Source organism: Roseibium sp. SCP15, assembly GCF_040329435.1.
Taxonomy (GTDB): domain Bacteria; phylum Pseudomonadota; class Alphaproteobacteria; order Rhizobiales; family Stappiaceae; genus Roseibium.
On sequence record NZ_JBDZYI010000005.1, the window covers coordinates 223,291 to 236,990 of the forward strand.

13 protein-coding genes are annotated in these 13,700 nt (G+C 57.3%); 5 read left to right on the forward strand and 8 right to left on the reverse strand.

Annotated elements, in window-relative coordinates; genetic code table 11:
* Nucleotides 1-182 precede the first annotated feature (182 nt).
* Nucleotides 183-1,055, forward strand: a complete 873-nt coding sequence (locus ABLO27_RS24010) for an EamA family transporter (protein WP_353036460.1) — start codon at nucleotides 183-185, stop codon at nucleotides 1,053-1,055.
* 31 nt (nucleotides 1,056-1,086) lie between these two features.
* On the opposite strand, the gene ABLO27_RS24015 is transcribed toward ABLO27_RS24010, so the two are convergent.
* A complete protein-coding gene (locus ABLO27_RS24015) occupies nucleotides 1,087-1,698 on the reverse strand; it encodes a sulfotransferase family protein (RefSeq protein WP_353036462.1) in 612 nt (203 codons plus the stop codon).
* Between the two features lie 119 nt (nucleotides 1,699-1,817).
* Nucleotides 1,818-2,684: an AraC family transcriptional regulator gene (locus ABLO27_RS24020; protein ID WP_353036463.1), complete on the reverse strand. Its 867-nt coding sequence runs from the start codon at nucleotides 2,682-2,684 to the stop codon at nucleotides 1,818-1,820.
* Nucleotides 2,685-2,776: 92 nt separating this feature from the next.
* On the opposite strand from ABLO27_RS24020, the gene ABLO27_RS24025 reads away from it, so the two are divergent.
* Together ABLO27_RS24025 and ABLO27_RS24030 are read left to right on the forward strand one after the other, a co-directional pair.
* A complete protein-coding gene (locus ABLO27_RS24025; RefSeq protein WP_353036465.1) occupies nucleotides 2,777-4,312 on the forward strand; it encodes a YjjI family glycine radical enzyme in 1,536 nt (511 codons plus the stop codon).
* On the forward strand, nucleotides 4,284-5,147 hold the full coding sequence (locus ABLO27_RS24030) for a YjjW family glycine radical enzyme activase (RefSeq protein ID WP_353036467.1): 864 nt from the start codon (nucleotides 4,284-4,286) through the stop codon (nucleotides 5,145-5,147). The genes ABLO27_RS24025 and ABLO27_RS24030 overlap by 29 nt, the downstream gene beginning before the upstream one ends.
* Before the next feature lie 31 nt (nucleotides 5,148-5,178).
* On the opposite strand, the gene ABLO27_RS24035 is transcribed toward ABLO27_RS24030, so the two are convergent.
* From ABLO27_RS24035 to ABLO27_RS24050, 4 genes are all read right to left on the reverse strand, one after another.
* The gene (locus ABLO27_RS24035) at nucleotides 5,179-6,168 is read right to left on the reverse strand and encodes an ATP-dependent carboxylate-amine ligase (RefSeq protein ID WP_353036469.1); all 990 of its coding nucleotides are present in this window, start codon (nucleotides 6,166-6,168) and stop codon (nucleotides 5,179-5,181) included.
* Nucleotides 6,165-6,812 carry an outer membrane lipoprotein carrier protein LolA gene (locus ABLO27_RS24040; protein ID WP_353036471.1) on the reverse strand — a complete coding sequence of 216 codons (648 nt, stop codon included), beginning with the start codon at nucleotides 6,810-6,812 and terminating at the stop codon, nucleotides 6,165-6,167. Before ABLO27_RS24040 ends, ABLO27_RS24035 begins: the two co-directional genes overlap by 4 nt.
* A 149-nt stretch (nucleotides 6,813-6,961) precedes the next feature.
* Complete coding sequence (locus tag ABLO27_RS24045) at nucleotides 6,962-9,721, reverse strand: FtsK/SpoIIIE family DNA translocase (RefSeq protein WP_353036473.1); 2,760 nt, start codon at nucleotides 9,719-9,721, stop codon at nucleotides 6,962-6,964.
* Nucleotides 9,718-10,941, reverse strand: coding sequence for an aminotransferase class I/II-fold pyridoxal phosphate-dependent enzyme (locus tag ABLO27_RS24050; protein WP_353036475.1), 1,224 nt, complete (start codon nucleotides 10,939-10,941; stop codon nucleotides 9,718-9,720). The genes ABLO27_RS24045 and ABLO27_RS24050 overlap by 4 nt, the downstream gene beginning before the upstream one ends.
* Nucleotides 10,942-11,111: 170 nt before the next feature.
* On the opposite strand from ABLO27_RS24050, the gene ABLO27_RS24055 reads away from it, so the two are divergent.
* On the forward strand, nucleotides 11,112-11,768 hold the full coding sequence (locus ABLO27_RS24055) for an SGNH/GDSL hydrolase family protein (RefSeq protein ID WP_353036477.1): 657 nt from the start codon (nucleotides 11,112-11,114) through the stop codon (nucleotides 11,766-11,768).
* 1 nt (nucleotide 11,769) lies between these two features.
* On the opposite strand, the gene ABLO27_RS24060 is transcribed toward ABLO27_RS24055, so the two are convergent.
* On the reverse strand, nucleotides 11,770-12,285 hold the full coding sequence (locus tag ABLO27_RS24060) for a hypothetical protein (RefSeq protein ID WP_353036479.1): 516 nt from the start codon (nucleotides 12,283-12,285) through the stop codon (nucleotides 11,770-11,772).
* 27 nt (nucleotides 12,286-12,312) lie between these two features.
* Nucleotides 12,313-12,576 (reverse strand): DUF1674 domain-containing protein, encoded by a 264-nt coding sequence (locus tag ABLO27_RS24065; protein ID WP_353036481.1) that lies wholly within the window; start codon nucleotides 12,574-12,576, stop codon nucleotides 12,313-12,315.
* 152 nt (nucleotides 12,577-12,728) lie between these two features.
* On the opposite strand from ABLO27_RS24065, the gene htpX reads away from it, so the two are divergent.
* Complete coding sequence (gene htpX, locus ABLO27_RS24070) at nucleotides 12,729-13,688, forward strand: zinc metalloprotease HtpX (RefSeq protein ID WP_353036483.1); 960 nt, start codon at nucleotides 12,729-12,731, stop codon at nucleotides 13,686-13,688.
* Nucleotides 13,689-13,700 lie beyond the last annotated feature (12 nt).

A 13,700-nucleotide genomic window follows, 5' to 3' on the forward strand; every position in this document is an offset into this window, starting at 1 on the left:
GGGAAACAGAGCAGCTTCCGCTCGCGGCGCAGGGTCTTCTCGGACAAGATACAAGGAAGCACAATATCGAACTTGTGCTCAAATCCGTATTTGGGGAACAGTTGCAAGAAGGCTCTGAACCGGCTTGAGCGGGATACCGGATGATTGTGGCAGCTGCCCCAATCTTCATAGCAGGAGTTTCGATGGACAGGCGAGATGTCTTGGCAGCGATACTTGCGGCATTCATATGGGGTGCAACGTTTCCAATCTCGGCACTTGCGCTGGAAACGACACCGCCGGTCTTCTTTACGTTTCTGCGGTTTTCCTGCGCGGCATTGTTTGTCTTTGCGATACGGCGTCCCCCGGTCCCGTGGCCGAAACTGCTGTTTGTCGGTCTGCTCTTGGGAGCAGGGCAATATGGCCTGATGTTCACGTCGATGGCGATGGGACTTCCTGCGGGCCTGGCGTCGCTTCTCGTGCACACGCAGGCATTCTTCACGATATTGATTGCAATGGCCGTCTTTTCCGAACGGCTGGACGGCCGCGCAGCCATTGCCGTTCTGCTGGCGCTTGCCGGGCTGGCATGCCTGATCCTTGATCGCTCAGATGCCGGCGGGCTTGGTGGTATTGGTTTGATTCTGCTGGCCGCACTGTGCGGTGCCGGTGGCAATATCATTCTAAAATCGATCGGCCAGGTCGACATGTTGGCGGTCGTGGTCTGGATGAGCCTGATGTCACCGGTTCCCCTGGCAATCCTGTCGCTTCTGCTTGAAAGCAACGGCGACCCGCTCAGCCTCTTCACCACGGTTGACTGGATGACTGCATTCGCGGTCGCGTATTCCGCCTTGCTTGCGACCATTGTCGTCTTCACGATCTGGGGTCGATTGCTGGTGAAGTACGACGCGTCGAATGTTGCGCCGTTTTTTCTTCTGGTTCCGGTTTTCGGCATCAGCCTGTCGGCTGTCATTCTGGGCGAGCGCCTGACCGCGTTTCAGATCACAGGCGCGGGCCTGATTTTCTGTGGTTTGGCGTTGACCTTGTGGCCTCGCAGCAAACGCGAATTGGAAGCCGGCTGAAGGTCTGTTCAGATCCTTCAGTGCTGCAGTTTCAGCTCTTTGATACCGTCTCAAATTTTCGGTGAAAATCGTCGGCATTGTTGCCGCGGGGATAGGGTTCGTCCGGAACCGGACAGCCGAGAAAATCACACAGTGGTTCCCAGCCCGATCCAAGTTCGCAGGTCAGGAGGCGGTCCGGACCAAACGCTGCCTGAACGTCCAGAGTGTTCTTTTCGTATGTTGCGATAATATGGTCGCGATCATGCAGACGGTCCTTGAAGACGCGTTGAGCCACCAGCCTTTGCCCCACCGTGTCCGGATTGTCACCGCTTCTGAGGGCCTTCAGGATTGTGCCCTCCATACTTTCAAACCAACTGTCGGCATCGCGAACCGAAAGGATGATTTTTGCCTCGGGAAAATGTGCGCTCAGTTCCCGCCAGAAAAATGCGGCGGGCCAGTCGACGGTGGCACGGTAATCCGAAAACACTTCGTTCCAATCAGGCAGTTCTCCCAACGCGGCTTTTCGCCAAATCGCGACGCGCTCCGGGTGGGGTACAACTTCATACATTTGGTAGCACGGTCCATACCCCAGGATTTCCAGCGCCTTCTTGAGCGACTCCGTTCCGGTACGGCCAAATCCAGCGCCAATTATCGAAAGTGTCACGGAATACTCCTTTGCGGTGATGCCTGTCTCAGCATGGCAGGCAGCACCGGTATCTGCAGGGAAAAATCAGAATGCATTGCGGATCCATCGGTGATCCGAACTGAGGGAGGGCGATTGGACTAGAAGCGTGCATTTTCCCGGAATGCCCTTGGTGAACGTCCGCAATGGCGCTTGAAATCCCGGCTGAAGTGAAACGGGTCGGCGTAGCCACATCGCTGGGCGACGGCTGATACATTCTCGGAACTAACCGTCAGCAGATGTTCGGCCAGCACCATTCTCTCCCGGCGAAGCCAGGAGATCGGGGAGGTTTCTGTCGCCGCCTGGAACCTTCGGAACAATTGCGACTGGCTGAGACCTGCAATTGCAGCCATCGCAGTGATGTCCCAGTTGCGGGACAGATCCATGCGCAACTGCCGCATGACGATTGAGACCGGGTCGGCTTCGCGGTGGGACGGAGTTCCAGCTCGCTTCGTGAACAGTTCGGCGAGTATCGCCGCAACATGGGGGTTCATGTAGGCGTCCATGGACGTGTTTTGATTGGCCAGCTGTTGGATGATCCCTTCGAAATCGGGCAACAGGTCCGCCACCTCTTTGACAACCGGCTCGGTCGACAGATTGAGCTGTATGAAGAAGCTGTCGAGGGTCTCGCCCGACAGCGCGACCCATACATAGGACCAATGATTTCCAGGTGCGGCGCGATGCGCATAGCTGCGGGATGTATCCAGCCAGGTCAGACAGCTCTCTTCGGCAGCGAACTCTCTGTTGCCAACACGGATCCAACCCTCGCCAGACAGTGTGAGGATCAATGTGTGTTGATGATATTTCCGGTCAACGATCCCGCCATTCCCGGGGTCATGTGTTCTTCCACCTGCTGCGACCTGATATGGCCAGGGCGATACGGCCGGGTCACTGCTGTGGAAGTATATCTCTGTTCCACCATTCATCTTCATCAATGCGAGTATTGTCCAGCTTAGTGCCAATGTCATGCATTCTCTGAGCGAAGAAGTGCGGGTATCTTCTAGTCAGCATCCGTCTTGCCGAACATGTGCAGCTATCAGGTCCGTCTAGGGGGCATGAAATGCCAATTGAAAATCCGACACTCCGCCACATTGTCAACGATCCCACGCTGAGCTTCGCGCAAAAGGCGCGTGCCCTTTCGCTCGAAGCGGAGAATTCTTTGACCTATCCGCCGATTGACGATGAAACGCGCGCCGCCCTGGATGCGCGGGTGATCTGCGACATGTATGAAGGCCACGCCCCTTACAAGCCGCGTTATGTTCTTCCGGACTATGAGGTGGTCCTGAAAAACGGTAGCGAGTGGCTGGAGCTGCCAGCGCCGCAGACGCTGGATGAAGCAATCAACACGCTGATGATTGCCTATCACCATGTGCCCTCCGTGACGGCGATGCCGGTCTTCATCGGTCATCTGGACAAGTTGCTGTTGCCCTTCTGCGACGGGGTTGCGGATGAGGCGCTGTATCAAAAGATAAAGCTGTTCTGGCGATACCTGGACCGGGTGCTGCCTGACGCTTTCATGCACGCCAATATCGGCCCGACAGACAATCGCGTTGCCCGGGCCATCCTGCGTGTTGACGCCGAACTCAAGCAGATTGCTCCCAATCTGACCTTCTTCTACGATCCGGAAATCAGCGGCGATGACATTTTGCGACTGGTGGCTGAAAACATAACGAAATGCTCAAAACCCCACATTGCCAACCATCCCTTGCACCAGCAAGTGTTTGGCGAACGCGGCTATGGCATCGTCAGCTGCTACAATGCCCTGCCGGTTTGTGGTGGAGCCTCGACCCTGACGCGAGTGAACCTCGCCGCCGTGGCTGAGCAATCGGAGAGTATGGATGATTTTCTGACAAACAAGTTGCCCCATTATGTTGACCTGAATTTCCGGCTTGCCGAGGCGCGGATCGATTACCTATTCAACCAGTCCGGTTTCTTTGACAGTTTTTTGGTGACTGAAGGCTGGATTGACGAGACACGCTTTACCGCGATGTTCGGCATCTTTGCGATGGCAGAGGCTGTGAACGTTCTGCAGGAAAAGGCGGGCGCGGCAGGACGGTATGGTTATGATCCGGACGCAAATGCCATCGGCCATCAGATTTCCAGGCAGCTGGAACGGCTTGTGGGGGAACGGAAGCTGAAGAATGCCTGGCAGGGACGGGCCATGCTGCATTCCCAGGCCGGTCTTTCGACCGATACAGGACTGACGCCGGGTGTCAGGATTCCTTATGGGACGGAACCTGACCCGGTTTCACACATACGGGCCCTGGCTCCGCATCACAGACACTATGCGTCTGGCATCAGTGAAATCCTGACGCTGGACGAGACCGTCAAGGCAAACCCCGATGCCGTGGTAGATTTGTGCAAGGGCGCATTCGCCATGGGTTTCCGGGAATTCACCGCCAATGTCGGCGGCAATGATCTCGTTCGGGTGACCGGCTACATGATCCGCCTGTCGGACATTGAAAAATTTAATGCGGAGGTCGGTTCGCGGACAAATACGACGGCGCTTGGAGCGGAAGCTGCCGACTGCACGTCGATCCTGAAACGCAAACCGCGGGTCGTTGCCAATGAACTCCTTGCGGGCACCAATCAGTAAGATCCTGACCTGGTCCTGCGTCGATGGACCGGGCAATCGGATGGTCCTTTTCATGCAGGGGTGCAATTTCAACTGTGCCACCTGCCACAATCCACATACGATCGGTCAATGTGACAGTTGCGGCGAGTGCCTGCCCGTTTGTGAGCCGAAAGCTCTGTCGCTGGTGGATGGAAGAATTGCTTTCGAGCTCTCCGTCTGCACCCAATGTGATGCCTGTCTGGAAGTTTGCCCGATCAGCGCCAATCCGATGGTTCGCAGTTACACCGTTCAGGAGATCCTGGACCTGCTTCATGAGCATGCCGGATTTCTGTCCGGAATCACCATTTCAGGTGGCGAAGCAACAATGCAACTGCCCTTCATCCGCAACCTCTTCACCGCGATGGGCGAAGATGCGGATCTGCGCCATCTTACTCGGTTCATCGACAGCAACGGGCATCTCGGACCAATCGCGTGGAAGTCGGTGCTGGAGGTAACCGATGGTGTTCTTCTCGACATAAAGGCGTTTGATCCTGAGTTGCATGTCCATCTAACGGAAAGATCGAACGCCCGAAGCCTTGCAAGCGCGCGGCTCTTGCACGAGGCCGGAAAGCTGTATGAGTTGCGCTTCCTGTTGGTTCCGGACGCCACAGACCGCGACGAGGAAATCGACAAACTGATCGAATTTGTGCAGTCTCTGGATGGCTCGGTGCGATTGAAGCTGAACGCGTTTCGCACCCACGGTGTTCGAGGTACGGCTGCTCGTTGGCCTGCCATGAAGAAAGAGCGGGTGGAAGCGGCAGCGGAGAGGCTTGTGCAAGCGGGACTTGGTCCCGTTGAACTGCCTGCCCTTTGGTAGCTGACTTAGCGGCACTTGGCTCGGTGGCGATCTATTCGTCGAAGAGCGCCGTGAAAATCTTGTCGTAGATCCTCTCCACAAGTGCCGATTCCTCGGTCCCCTGACGGGCGAGATTGCTGAGACCCGGCGCGGCATTGACCTCCAGCACAACGGCTTTGTTTCCAGAAGACAAGCTTTCAGGAACGATCACGTCCACGCCGGCATATCTTAGCGACAGGATTTCAGCCGCGTGCCGGACAATCGCGATGATTTCCGGTGCAATGTCAGCCGTGACAATCCTCGCAGTCCCTCCGCGAGACAGGTTGGTCACCGGCAGGACGGTCACTTCCTGTCCGTTTTCGGGCACGCTTTCCAGCTCCAGTCCCTGGGCGGCCAGTTCCCGTGAAACACGGCTATCGGATGCCGACAGTTTCGCATGGGCCGACAGCAATTCCGACACGGGACTGACGCCGTTGCCGATGACAACCGGGCGCTTTCTCTCGATGGCGCAAAGCACTTCACCATCAAGGATGACAATGCGGAATTCCCGACCCCGGATTTCCGGCTGTACCAGCAAGTGTTCGTGGTCTTTGGAGAGGTTCTGCAGCACGGTCTCAAGGACGCTGAGAGTATCGACGCGCGTGACGTCCCGACCTTCCTGACCGATGTTGGGTTTCACGAAAAGCGGAAATTTCTTTTCCCTGGCAAAGGCCAGAAGGTCACCGTCAATCGGTCTGCCGTCACGGATCTTCTCGCTGAAGACAAAGTGGCTGTCGGGAACAGTGATGCCCCCCTCGGCAAGGAACGTCGCGGCATAAGCCTTGTCGTTGGCGATCTCCGATGCACCAAGTCCATTCAGGTCGAAACGGGTGCCCTTGAAATACCAGCGTTTGCCCGCGGGGCCTTCGACCACACCGGCGTGGCCATAGGGGTCGCCGGCGAACAGGCGAAGGTCCCTTTGCGCACAGAAGCGTTCAAGCAATTGAAAAACGAGGGACCGGTTGTCCGGATCCCTCGCGTCAGTCGAGCCCTTTTGGGTCAATTCTTGCCTTGCCGCGCGTTGGCCAGATAGTCGATCTTGAAGAGATCCGGATTGGTCGGGCCGTTGGAGACAACGTTATAGACCGCCACGGACGTGTCGTAGCCCTGCTGGTCGGTTACGGTCCACTGCTTGAGCGCATAGTCCTTGGCGTCAAAGATCAGCGTCAGCGTGCCGGAATTGAATTTCGTCTTGTCGAAGATCGTCACGGTGATCAGGTCAGCTTCGACCAGAACGTTGGTGACATTGGTGTCCTTTTGGAGATCAATATTGTCGGACAGAAGGAAACGCAGCGGGGTCTGGCCGAGCGGCCAGATGTCCTGGGTGTTCAGTTTGCGGTCGCGCACGGAAACGGACTTGCCATCCGCCACAATGTCCAGAACCGAAGGCTTGTTGTAATAGAAACGGACCTTGCCGGGACGGGCCATGTAGAACTTGCCATCAGACTGGCTGCCATCGGGACCGAACTGAATGAAGTCTCCGTGCATGGTCTTCACGGAGTTGAAATAGCTGTTCAGGTCCTTGAGGGCTTTTTGCTCATTTTCCGTCAACGCATGCGCAGGAGCAAGAGCGGCTACGGCAATGGCTGCGGCAAGAAGCGGGCGCGTAACGTGCCTTGCCAGTTTGTGAGCGAAACGTTTCAGCATGTTGCAATGTCCCAATTCGTTATTGCCGTGGAGCTTTTGCCTTAGCTAGGTACTGTGTGTGGCAAAGCTTGGGCACGCTAAGCTACGGACGTGGAAATCGATCTTCAAAACATTTAGAAAATGCGATTTCTTCAGTCCGTATCCTAACACTAAAACTCTTCCTCGACCCCGTTTTGAACGAGAATTTCTCGCTTTCCGGCGTGATTTGCCGGACTGATAAGGCCTTCCTGCTCCATGCGCTCGATCAATGAAGCGGCACGGTTGTAGCCAATCGACAAGCGGCGCTGGACATAGGAGGTCGATGCCTTCTTGTCGCGCAGCACGATGGCGACGGCCTTGTCGTAAAGGTCGTTGCCCTCGCCGCCTCCGGCAAGTCCTCCGTCGTAGGGGCTCTCGGCTTCCTCTTCTTCTTCGGTGACTGCTTCCAGGTACTGAGGCGTGCCCTGAACCTTCAGGTGCTTGACGATATCCTCGACCTCGTCATCCGAGACAAAAGGACCGTGGACACGCTGGATGCGGCCGCCACCGGCCATGAACAGCATGTCGCCCATGCCAAGCAACTGTTCAGCACCCATTTCACCCAGGATGGTACGGCTGTCGATCTTGGATGTGACCTGGAACGAAATACGGGTCGGGAAGTTTGCCTTGATGGTACCGGTGATGACGTCCACCGACGGGCGCTGGGTCGCCATGATGAGGTGAATGCCGGCGGCACGCGCCATCTGTGCCAGACGCTGGATCGCACCTTCGATGTCCTTGCCGGCAACCATCATGAGGTCCGCCATCTCGTCGACGATCACGACGATGTACGGCATCGCCTCGAGCGGCAGTTCCTCCTCCTCGTAGATCGGCTGGCCGGTGTCCCGGTCGAAGCCGGTCTGGACGGTGCGTGTGAAGCTCTCGCCCTTTTCGAGGGCCTGCTTGATGCGGGTGTTGTAACCGTCGATGTTACGGACGCCCATCTTGGACATCTTCTTGTAACGGTCCTCCATCTCCCGGACCGTCCATTTCAGCGCGACAACCGCCTTTTTCGGATCGGTCACCACCGGCGTCAGCAGGTGTGGGATGCCGTCATAGATGGAGAGTTCCAGCATTTTCGGATCGATCATGATCATCTTGCACTGCTCGGGCGTCAGCCGGTAGAGCAGCGACAGGATCATCGTATTGATCGATACGGATTTACCCGAACCGGTCGTACCTGCAACCAGCAAGTGCGGCATGCGGGCCAGGTCAGCAACCACGCTTTCGCCATTGATGGTCTTGCCGAGCGCCAGCGCCAGTTTGGCCTTGGCCTTTTCAAAGTCCTGCGCAGCCAGCAGTTCACGAAGATAAACGGTTTCGCGGCGCGCATTCGGCAATTCGATACCGATCGCGTTCTTGCCCGGAATGACCGCAACACGGGCGGAGATCGCGCTCATGGAGCGGGCGATATCGTCGGCGAGGCCGATGACCCGCGAAGACTTGATGCCCGGTGCTGGCTCCAGTTCATAGAGTGTCACCACTGGTCCGGGCCGGACTTCGATGATTTCTCCGCGCACGCCGAAGTCTTCAAGAACGCCTTCCAGGATGCGCGCATTCTGCTCAAGGGCATCCGCCGACAGGCCGGGAACTTTTCCACCGGCCTTCGGCTCGGCGAGCAGGCGAAGCGGCGGCAGCTCGTATTCTTCCGGTGCGCCAAGGAAGGAGGGCTGAGCTTCTGCGATGGCGCGCTTGCTTTGTTTGGGGCGCGGAGCTGCGGGGATGACCCGACCCTGTTGCGGAGCCGGCGTTGCTGCCTGTTCCTGCTCCCTTGGATCTGGTTCCGGTGGTGCGATACCGACCGGGACCGCCGCAGGGCGGCCGGTAACCGGGCCTTTGTCGATCATGAGTTCGTCCGGCGCGAAGGACTCACCTTCCTCCCCGTAGGGATCTTCGGCGCACATGTCTTCCGGTTCTTCGGAATCCTGACCGTGGTCGCGATCGTAGAACTCGTCCAGACCATCGTCATCTTCCGGCATCAACCGGCCGGCAAGCGCTCGGCGGAAGGCCTTCAGGCGGCCACCCTGAGGCTTGTCTTCAGGCTCGTAGTCGCCTTCGTGCTCCTCATCTTCCCAGGCATCTTCTTCCGGTGCCCTGGAACGTTTCAGACCGGTCAAACGGCGAAGCTGGGCAGCGGATTGAAGTCCCCAATGTCCGACCTGTCCCACAAGGGCCGTGGTGAGCATGGAAAGACGGGATTCGCCTTCATCTTCTTCCAGTCCGAACTCTTCCTCGATTGACTTGCCGTGTCCCTTTGGAGTGCGTGCCGGTTCGAGACGTTCGGAAACCTGGTTTCCTTTGCCCAACCAGCCGGCGGCAGCAAGAAGAAACAGGATGGCTGGAACGCCAAGACCGAGACCTCCGACAATGGTGGCAGCCCCGCTGGTCAGATTGGAGGTGATAAGGGCAGGTGCCTGATGGACGGTGTCACCGAAAAAGCCGCCGAGCCCGGTAGGCAAAGGCCAGCTTTCAGGCACAGGAAGGGCCGCAAGCGCACCAGCGGCCAATCCGGACCCGACAATCCAGAAAACCAGACGTTTGCGCCCGATGCCCAGTGCGTTGCCGGTCAGAAGCCGCCAGCCCCACAGAACCAGTGGGATCAGAAAGACGGCGGTGGCAAGGCCGATGGTCTGCATGAGCACGTCGGCGACAACGGCACCGGGGGTGCCCAGAGCATTGCGGACAGGCCCGCTTGTCGCATGGTTGAGGCTTGGATCGCTGACCGACCAGGTTGCCAGACTTGCGGCAAGCATCGCCGCAAGGGCGATGATACCCAGTCCGGCGGCCCCGACCAGATTTCGTCTCAGGAATCGCTTCACCGGGCTTTCGGTATCCAGCAGATCCACAGAGGACCGGCGGCCGTTGCCGCGAACTGCGCTGGCCCGTCTCATGCTTTTTCTCCCAACCAGTTTGCCAAGCGTTCAAGCGCGATTTCCGTCTGTTCGAGCGGTGCGCACAGACCGACACGGATGTAGTTTCGACCGGGGTTGCTTCCATCGGATTGATCGGAAGCCAGAAAGCTTCCCGGCAATACCTTGACGCCGATGTCGCGCCACAGGTCCTTCGTCACGCTGACCGCATCGCCCCATCTGGAGACGTCGAGCCACAGGAAGAACCCGGCTTCGGGCGTGACCGGACCCATGATTGGACCCAGAAGGCGCTCCGCAACCTCGAATTTCTCGTTATAGAGCCGCCGGTTCTCTACAACGTGAGTCTCGTCCTGGTAGGCCCTGACCGCAACAGCCTGGGCTGGCAGGGGAACCTGCGGGGCTGCGAGACCACGGAACCGGACCCATTTGCGCAGGAATTCGGGATCGCCCGCGGCAAAGCCGCAGCGCAGTCCGGCAAGATTGGACCGTTTGGAAAGCGAATTGAGGACGATAATGTTGGAAAAATCGGTGCCCATAGCTTTTGCGGCCTGCAGGATGCCTGGCGGCGGCGTGTCGCGATAGATTTCCGAATAGCATTCGTCTGCGAAAATGTAGAACCGGTGTTTTCTTGCCAGTGAGATCAAGCGCTGCCAATAGGGGATATCAGCGACATAACCTTCGGGATTCGTTGGCGAAGCGATATAAAACGCGACCGTTCCATCCAACAGTTCGGCGTCAAGACCGTCCAGGTCGGGCAGAAAGTTGTTTTCAGCCGTTGCATCAAGCAGAACCGCCTCGGCATCTGCCACATGGGCAGCGGCTGCATAGGTCTGGTAGAACGGGTTCGGCAGGATCACCGCCGGATGGTCGATCCCCTTGTCCAGCTGGTCCCTTGCGGAAATGGCACCGAAGGAAAGGCCCTCACGGGAGCCGTTCAGCGGCAGCACACCGTGGTCCTTGTCGACCATGCCATCCAGATCGTAGCGCTCGTCAAGCCAGGCGGCGATGGTTTCCCGGAACTCGGGCGATCCGGCAATGGGAGGATAGCGCCTGAAGCTTGCCATGTTTTCCGCCAGAACTTCCGCAGTGAAGTCCGGGATGGCGTGCTGAGGTTCGCCAATTGTCATGATGATCGGGTCGAGACCCGCCTTCTCGCCGTCAAGAAGTTCGGCAAGGCGTTGAAATGGATTTGAGCTCGGCAGAGCGGCGCCGCGCTGATAGGCTTTAGGGCTGGCAGTCATCAATGATCCGGCGGTCGTTACGCATAACTTTGACCCGACCCTACCGCCTGCTTGGTAAATCTCTTATTAACCAAGCGGGCAGGGGGACACATTTCCAGCGGATTGCCAGTTGTCCGGTTCTTGCTTAGATTTCGTTTCGGGTCTCTCTACTTGATTAGTTAGGATTTTTCATGGCTGGCGGCAAAGATCCGATTTCTGTTGTTTGTTTCGGCGACTCTCTCACCTGGGGCTTCAATCCGGTGGATATGTCCCGCTATGGCCATGACATTCGCTGGACGCGGTTGTTGCAGAAGGACCTCGGACCCGATTTTTATGTGGTCGAAGAGGGCGTCAATGGCCGCACAACGGTCTTTGAAGACCCGGTCAAGGGTGACAAGAACGGTCTGGAACACCTTTTCACCGTTCGAAAGACCCACATGCCGATCGACATCCTGATCATCATGCTGGGGACCAACGACCTGCAGGACCGGTTCAACATGAACGCGGAAACGATTTCGGTTGCCATTGGCCGTTTGCTCTTTCTTGCCACAAAGCCGACTGATGACATGGAGGGTCGGGCGCCGAAGGTGTTGTTGATGTCACCGCCACCGCTCGGGGATCTCAGCGGAACCCCCTTCGAGCAACAGTTTTCCGGACGCAGTCAGGAAGAATCCACGAAGCTTGCCGACGCTTACCGGCGCAAGGCCGAAGAGTATGGAGTTGCCTTCTTTGATACCGGCTCCGTTATCTCGGCCAGCCCTATCGATGCCATTCATTTCGAGGCTGAGCCGCAGGCGGATCTGGCCAGCGCGATTGCCGATGAAGTGCGCAAACTGGCGGAACGCTAGTCTATCCGCCCAGTTTTTTCAGGGCTTTGCGAATTCGTACCTTTATCGAGCCGGCCGTCTCCCTCTCCTGAGCAGATGTAAGGAGTTCAAGCGCGGACATTTTTCTCGACGGAAACCGGCAGGCGAGTGTTGCCAGCCCGTAATATGCCCAGGCTCGTACCAGTTTGTTCTCGGAAGCAAGCGCCTCGGTGAGGAAATCGTTGAGCGTTGTTTCCGCTTCTACTGGTAGTTCAAGTTGCTCAAGGTATTGAAGAACATGTAGTTTTGCTTCCCAATGCCGGATATGCGGCAAGATGGCAAGGTGCTTGCGGGACTGGTCGATGGAAAGCCTTTCTCCCTTGGTGTCGAAGTGGTGCTTCAGCAGCCAGGTCGAGGCCCGTTCGCAAGATTCGTTTTCGCTCAAGCCTATGAGCGAATTCAGAAAACCGGGGTCGGACCGGTAAGCGGCAAAGGCATCTTCCAGTGGTTTGGTGAGTTTGCCGTCCCACGAAACAAGAACTGACTGAAGCGCTTCCAAGATCTTGCCCCTGTCGGTAGAAAAATTTCAGAAGTCGACTGTCAGACCCTTGATTTCCCAGTCGTCATAGCGCGTTGGCTCCAGTCCGCCCCGGCCGTTGACCTCTTCCGGCAGTGCGTCCTGTTTGGCATCGATTTCCCTGCGGCGGTCCTCCGCTTCCTTCAAGGCGCGCTGGGCTGCAGGCGGCAAGTCTTCGAACCGCTTTTTGGGCGCGTCCTCGATGTTTGTCTTCAGGGATGGCACCTCGGTCTGACTGAAGGTGTCCGTGAGATTTTCTGGTTTGTCCGGCATGGATGTGTTCTTCAAGATTACGTCGTTGTCATGCTTTATAAGATAAGCTTGCCAAGATTGGCAGCAATACCCATGTTCAAATCTGGATTGAGCGCATTTGTCGCTCGACTTTTTATGGTTGCAATCAGAATAGGAAACGGAACACAGCGGCAATGAACTATATTCGCACAGCGATGCTCTTGGCGGCGATGACCGCTCTTTTTATGGGAATCGGCTTCATGATCGGCGGTCAGTCGGGAATGCTGATCGCCCTGGCCATTGCCGCGGCCATGAACGTTTTCAGCTATTGGAACGCGGACAAGATGGTCTTGCGCATGCACCATGCACAGCAGGTGGATGAGCGTTCAGCACCCGAATATTACCGTATGGTGCAGAGATTGGCGCAAAATGCCGATCTGCCGATGCCCAAGGTCTATATTATCAACAATCCGCAGCCGAATGCGTTCGCCACAGGCAGAAACCCGCAAAATGCGGCAGTTGCCGCCACGACCGGCCTGTTGAACATGCTGACGCCTGAAGAGCTTGCGGGCGTGATGGCCCATGAGCTAGCGCACGTGAAAAATCATGACACCCTGATCATGACCATCACGGCGACGATTGCCGGTGCGATTTCCATGCTTGCCAATTTCGCATTCTTCTTCGGCGGCAACCGAAACAATCCGCTGGGCATTGTCGGTGTTCTGCTGATGATGATCGTCGCGCCAATGGCAGCAATGGTCGTGCAGATGGCCATCTCCAGGACCCGTGAATATGCCGCCGACCGCATGGGGGCGCAGATTTGCGGTGAACCGATGTGGCTCGCCTCAGCGCTTGGCAAGATCGCGGGCGGCGTGGAGCGAATTCACAACCCCGATGCGGAAGCCAATCCGGCGACAGCGCACATGTTCATCATGAACCCGTTGTCCGGAGAGCGGATGGACAATCTGTTTTCGACCCACCCGAATACCCAGAACCGGATCAATGAGCTGCGCAAGCTCGCCGATGCGGGCCTTGGAACCGGTGGACGCACCTCCTATCGCAGTGGACCTACGCCGCAAACCGGTCCATGGAGCGGTGCCGGTGGTTCTGCGCAAAGCAGTGAGCCCCGCCGGCCGAAAGGGCCTTGGGGCTGACACCTGCCGAAG

Bases quoted from the DNA above. Each gene is read 5' to 3' on its own strand.
- htpX (WP_353036483.1), top strand. From the start codon at position 12,729: ATGAACTATATTCGCACAGCGATGCTCTTGGCGGCGATGACCGCTCTT.
- ABLO27_RS24050 (WP_353036475.1), bottom strand. From the start codon at position 10,941: ATGACTGCCAGCCCTAAAGCCTATCAGCGCGGCGCCGCTCTGCCGAGC.
- ABLO27_RS24040 (WP_353036471.1), bottom strand. From the start codon at position 6,812: ATGCTGAAACGTTTCGCTCACAAACTGGCAAGGCACGTTACGCGCCCG.
- ABLO27_RS24025 (WP_353036465.1), top strand. From the start codon at position 2,777: ATGCCAATTGAAAATCCGACACTCCGCCACATTGTCAACGATCCCACG.
- ABLO27_RS24065 (WP_353036481.1), bottom strand. From the start codon at position 12,576: ATGCCGGACAAACCAGAAAATCTCACGGACACCTTCAGTCAGACCGAG.
- ABLO27_RS24045 (WP_353036473.1), bottom strand. From the start codon at position 9,721: ATGAGACGGGCCAGCGCAGTTCGCGGCAACGGCCGCCGGTCCTCTGTG.
- ABLO27_RS24030 (WP_353036467.1), top strand. From the start codon at position 4,284: ATGAACTCCTTGCGGGCACCAATCAGTAAGATCCTGACCTGGTCCTGC.
- ABLO27_RS24020 (WP_353036463.1), bottom strand. From the start codon at position 2,684: ATGACATTGGCACTAAGCTGGACAATACTCGCATTGATGAAGATGAAT.
- ABLO27_RS24055 (WP_353036477.1), top strand. From the start codon at position 11,112: ATGGCTGGCGGCAAAGATCCGATTTCTGTTGTTTGTTTCGGCGACTCT.
- ABLO27_RS24010 (WP_353036460.1), top strand. From the start codon at position 183: ATGGACAGGCGAGATGTCTTGGCAGCGATACTTGCGGCATTCATATGG.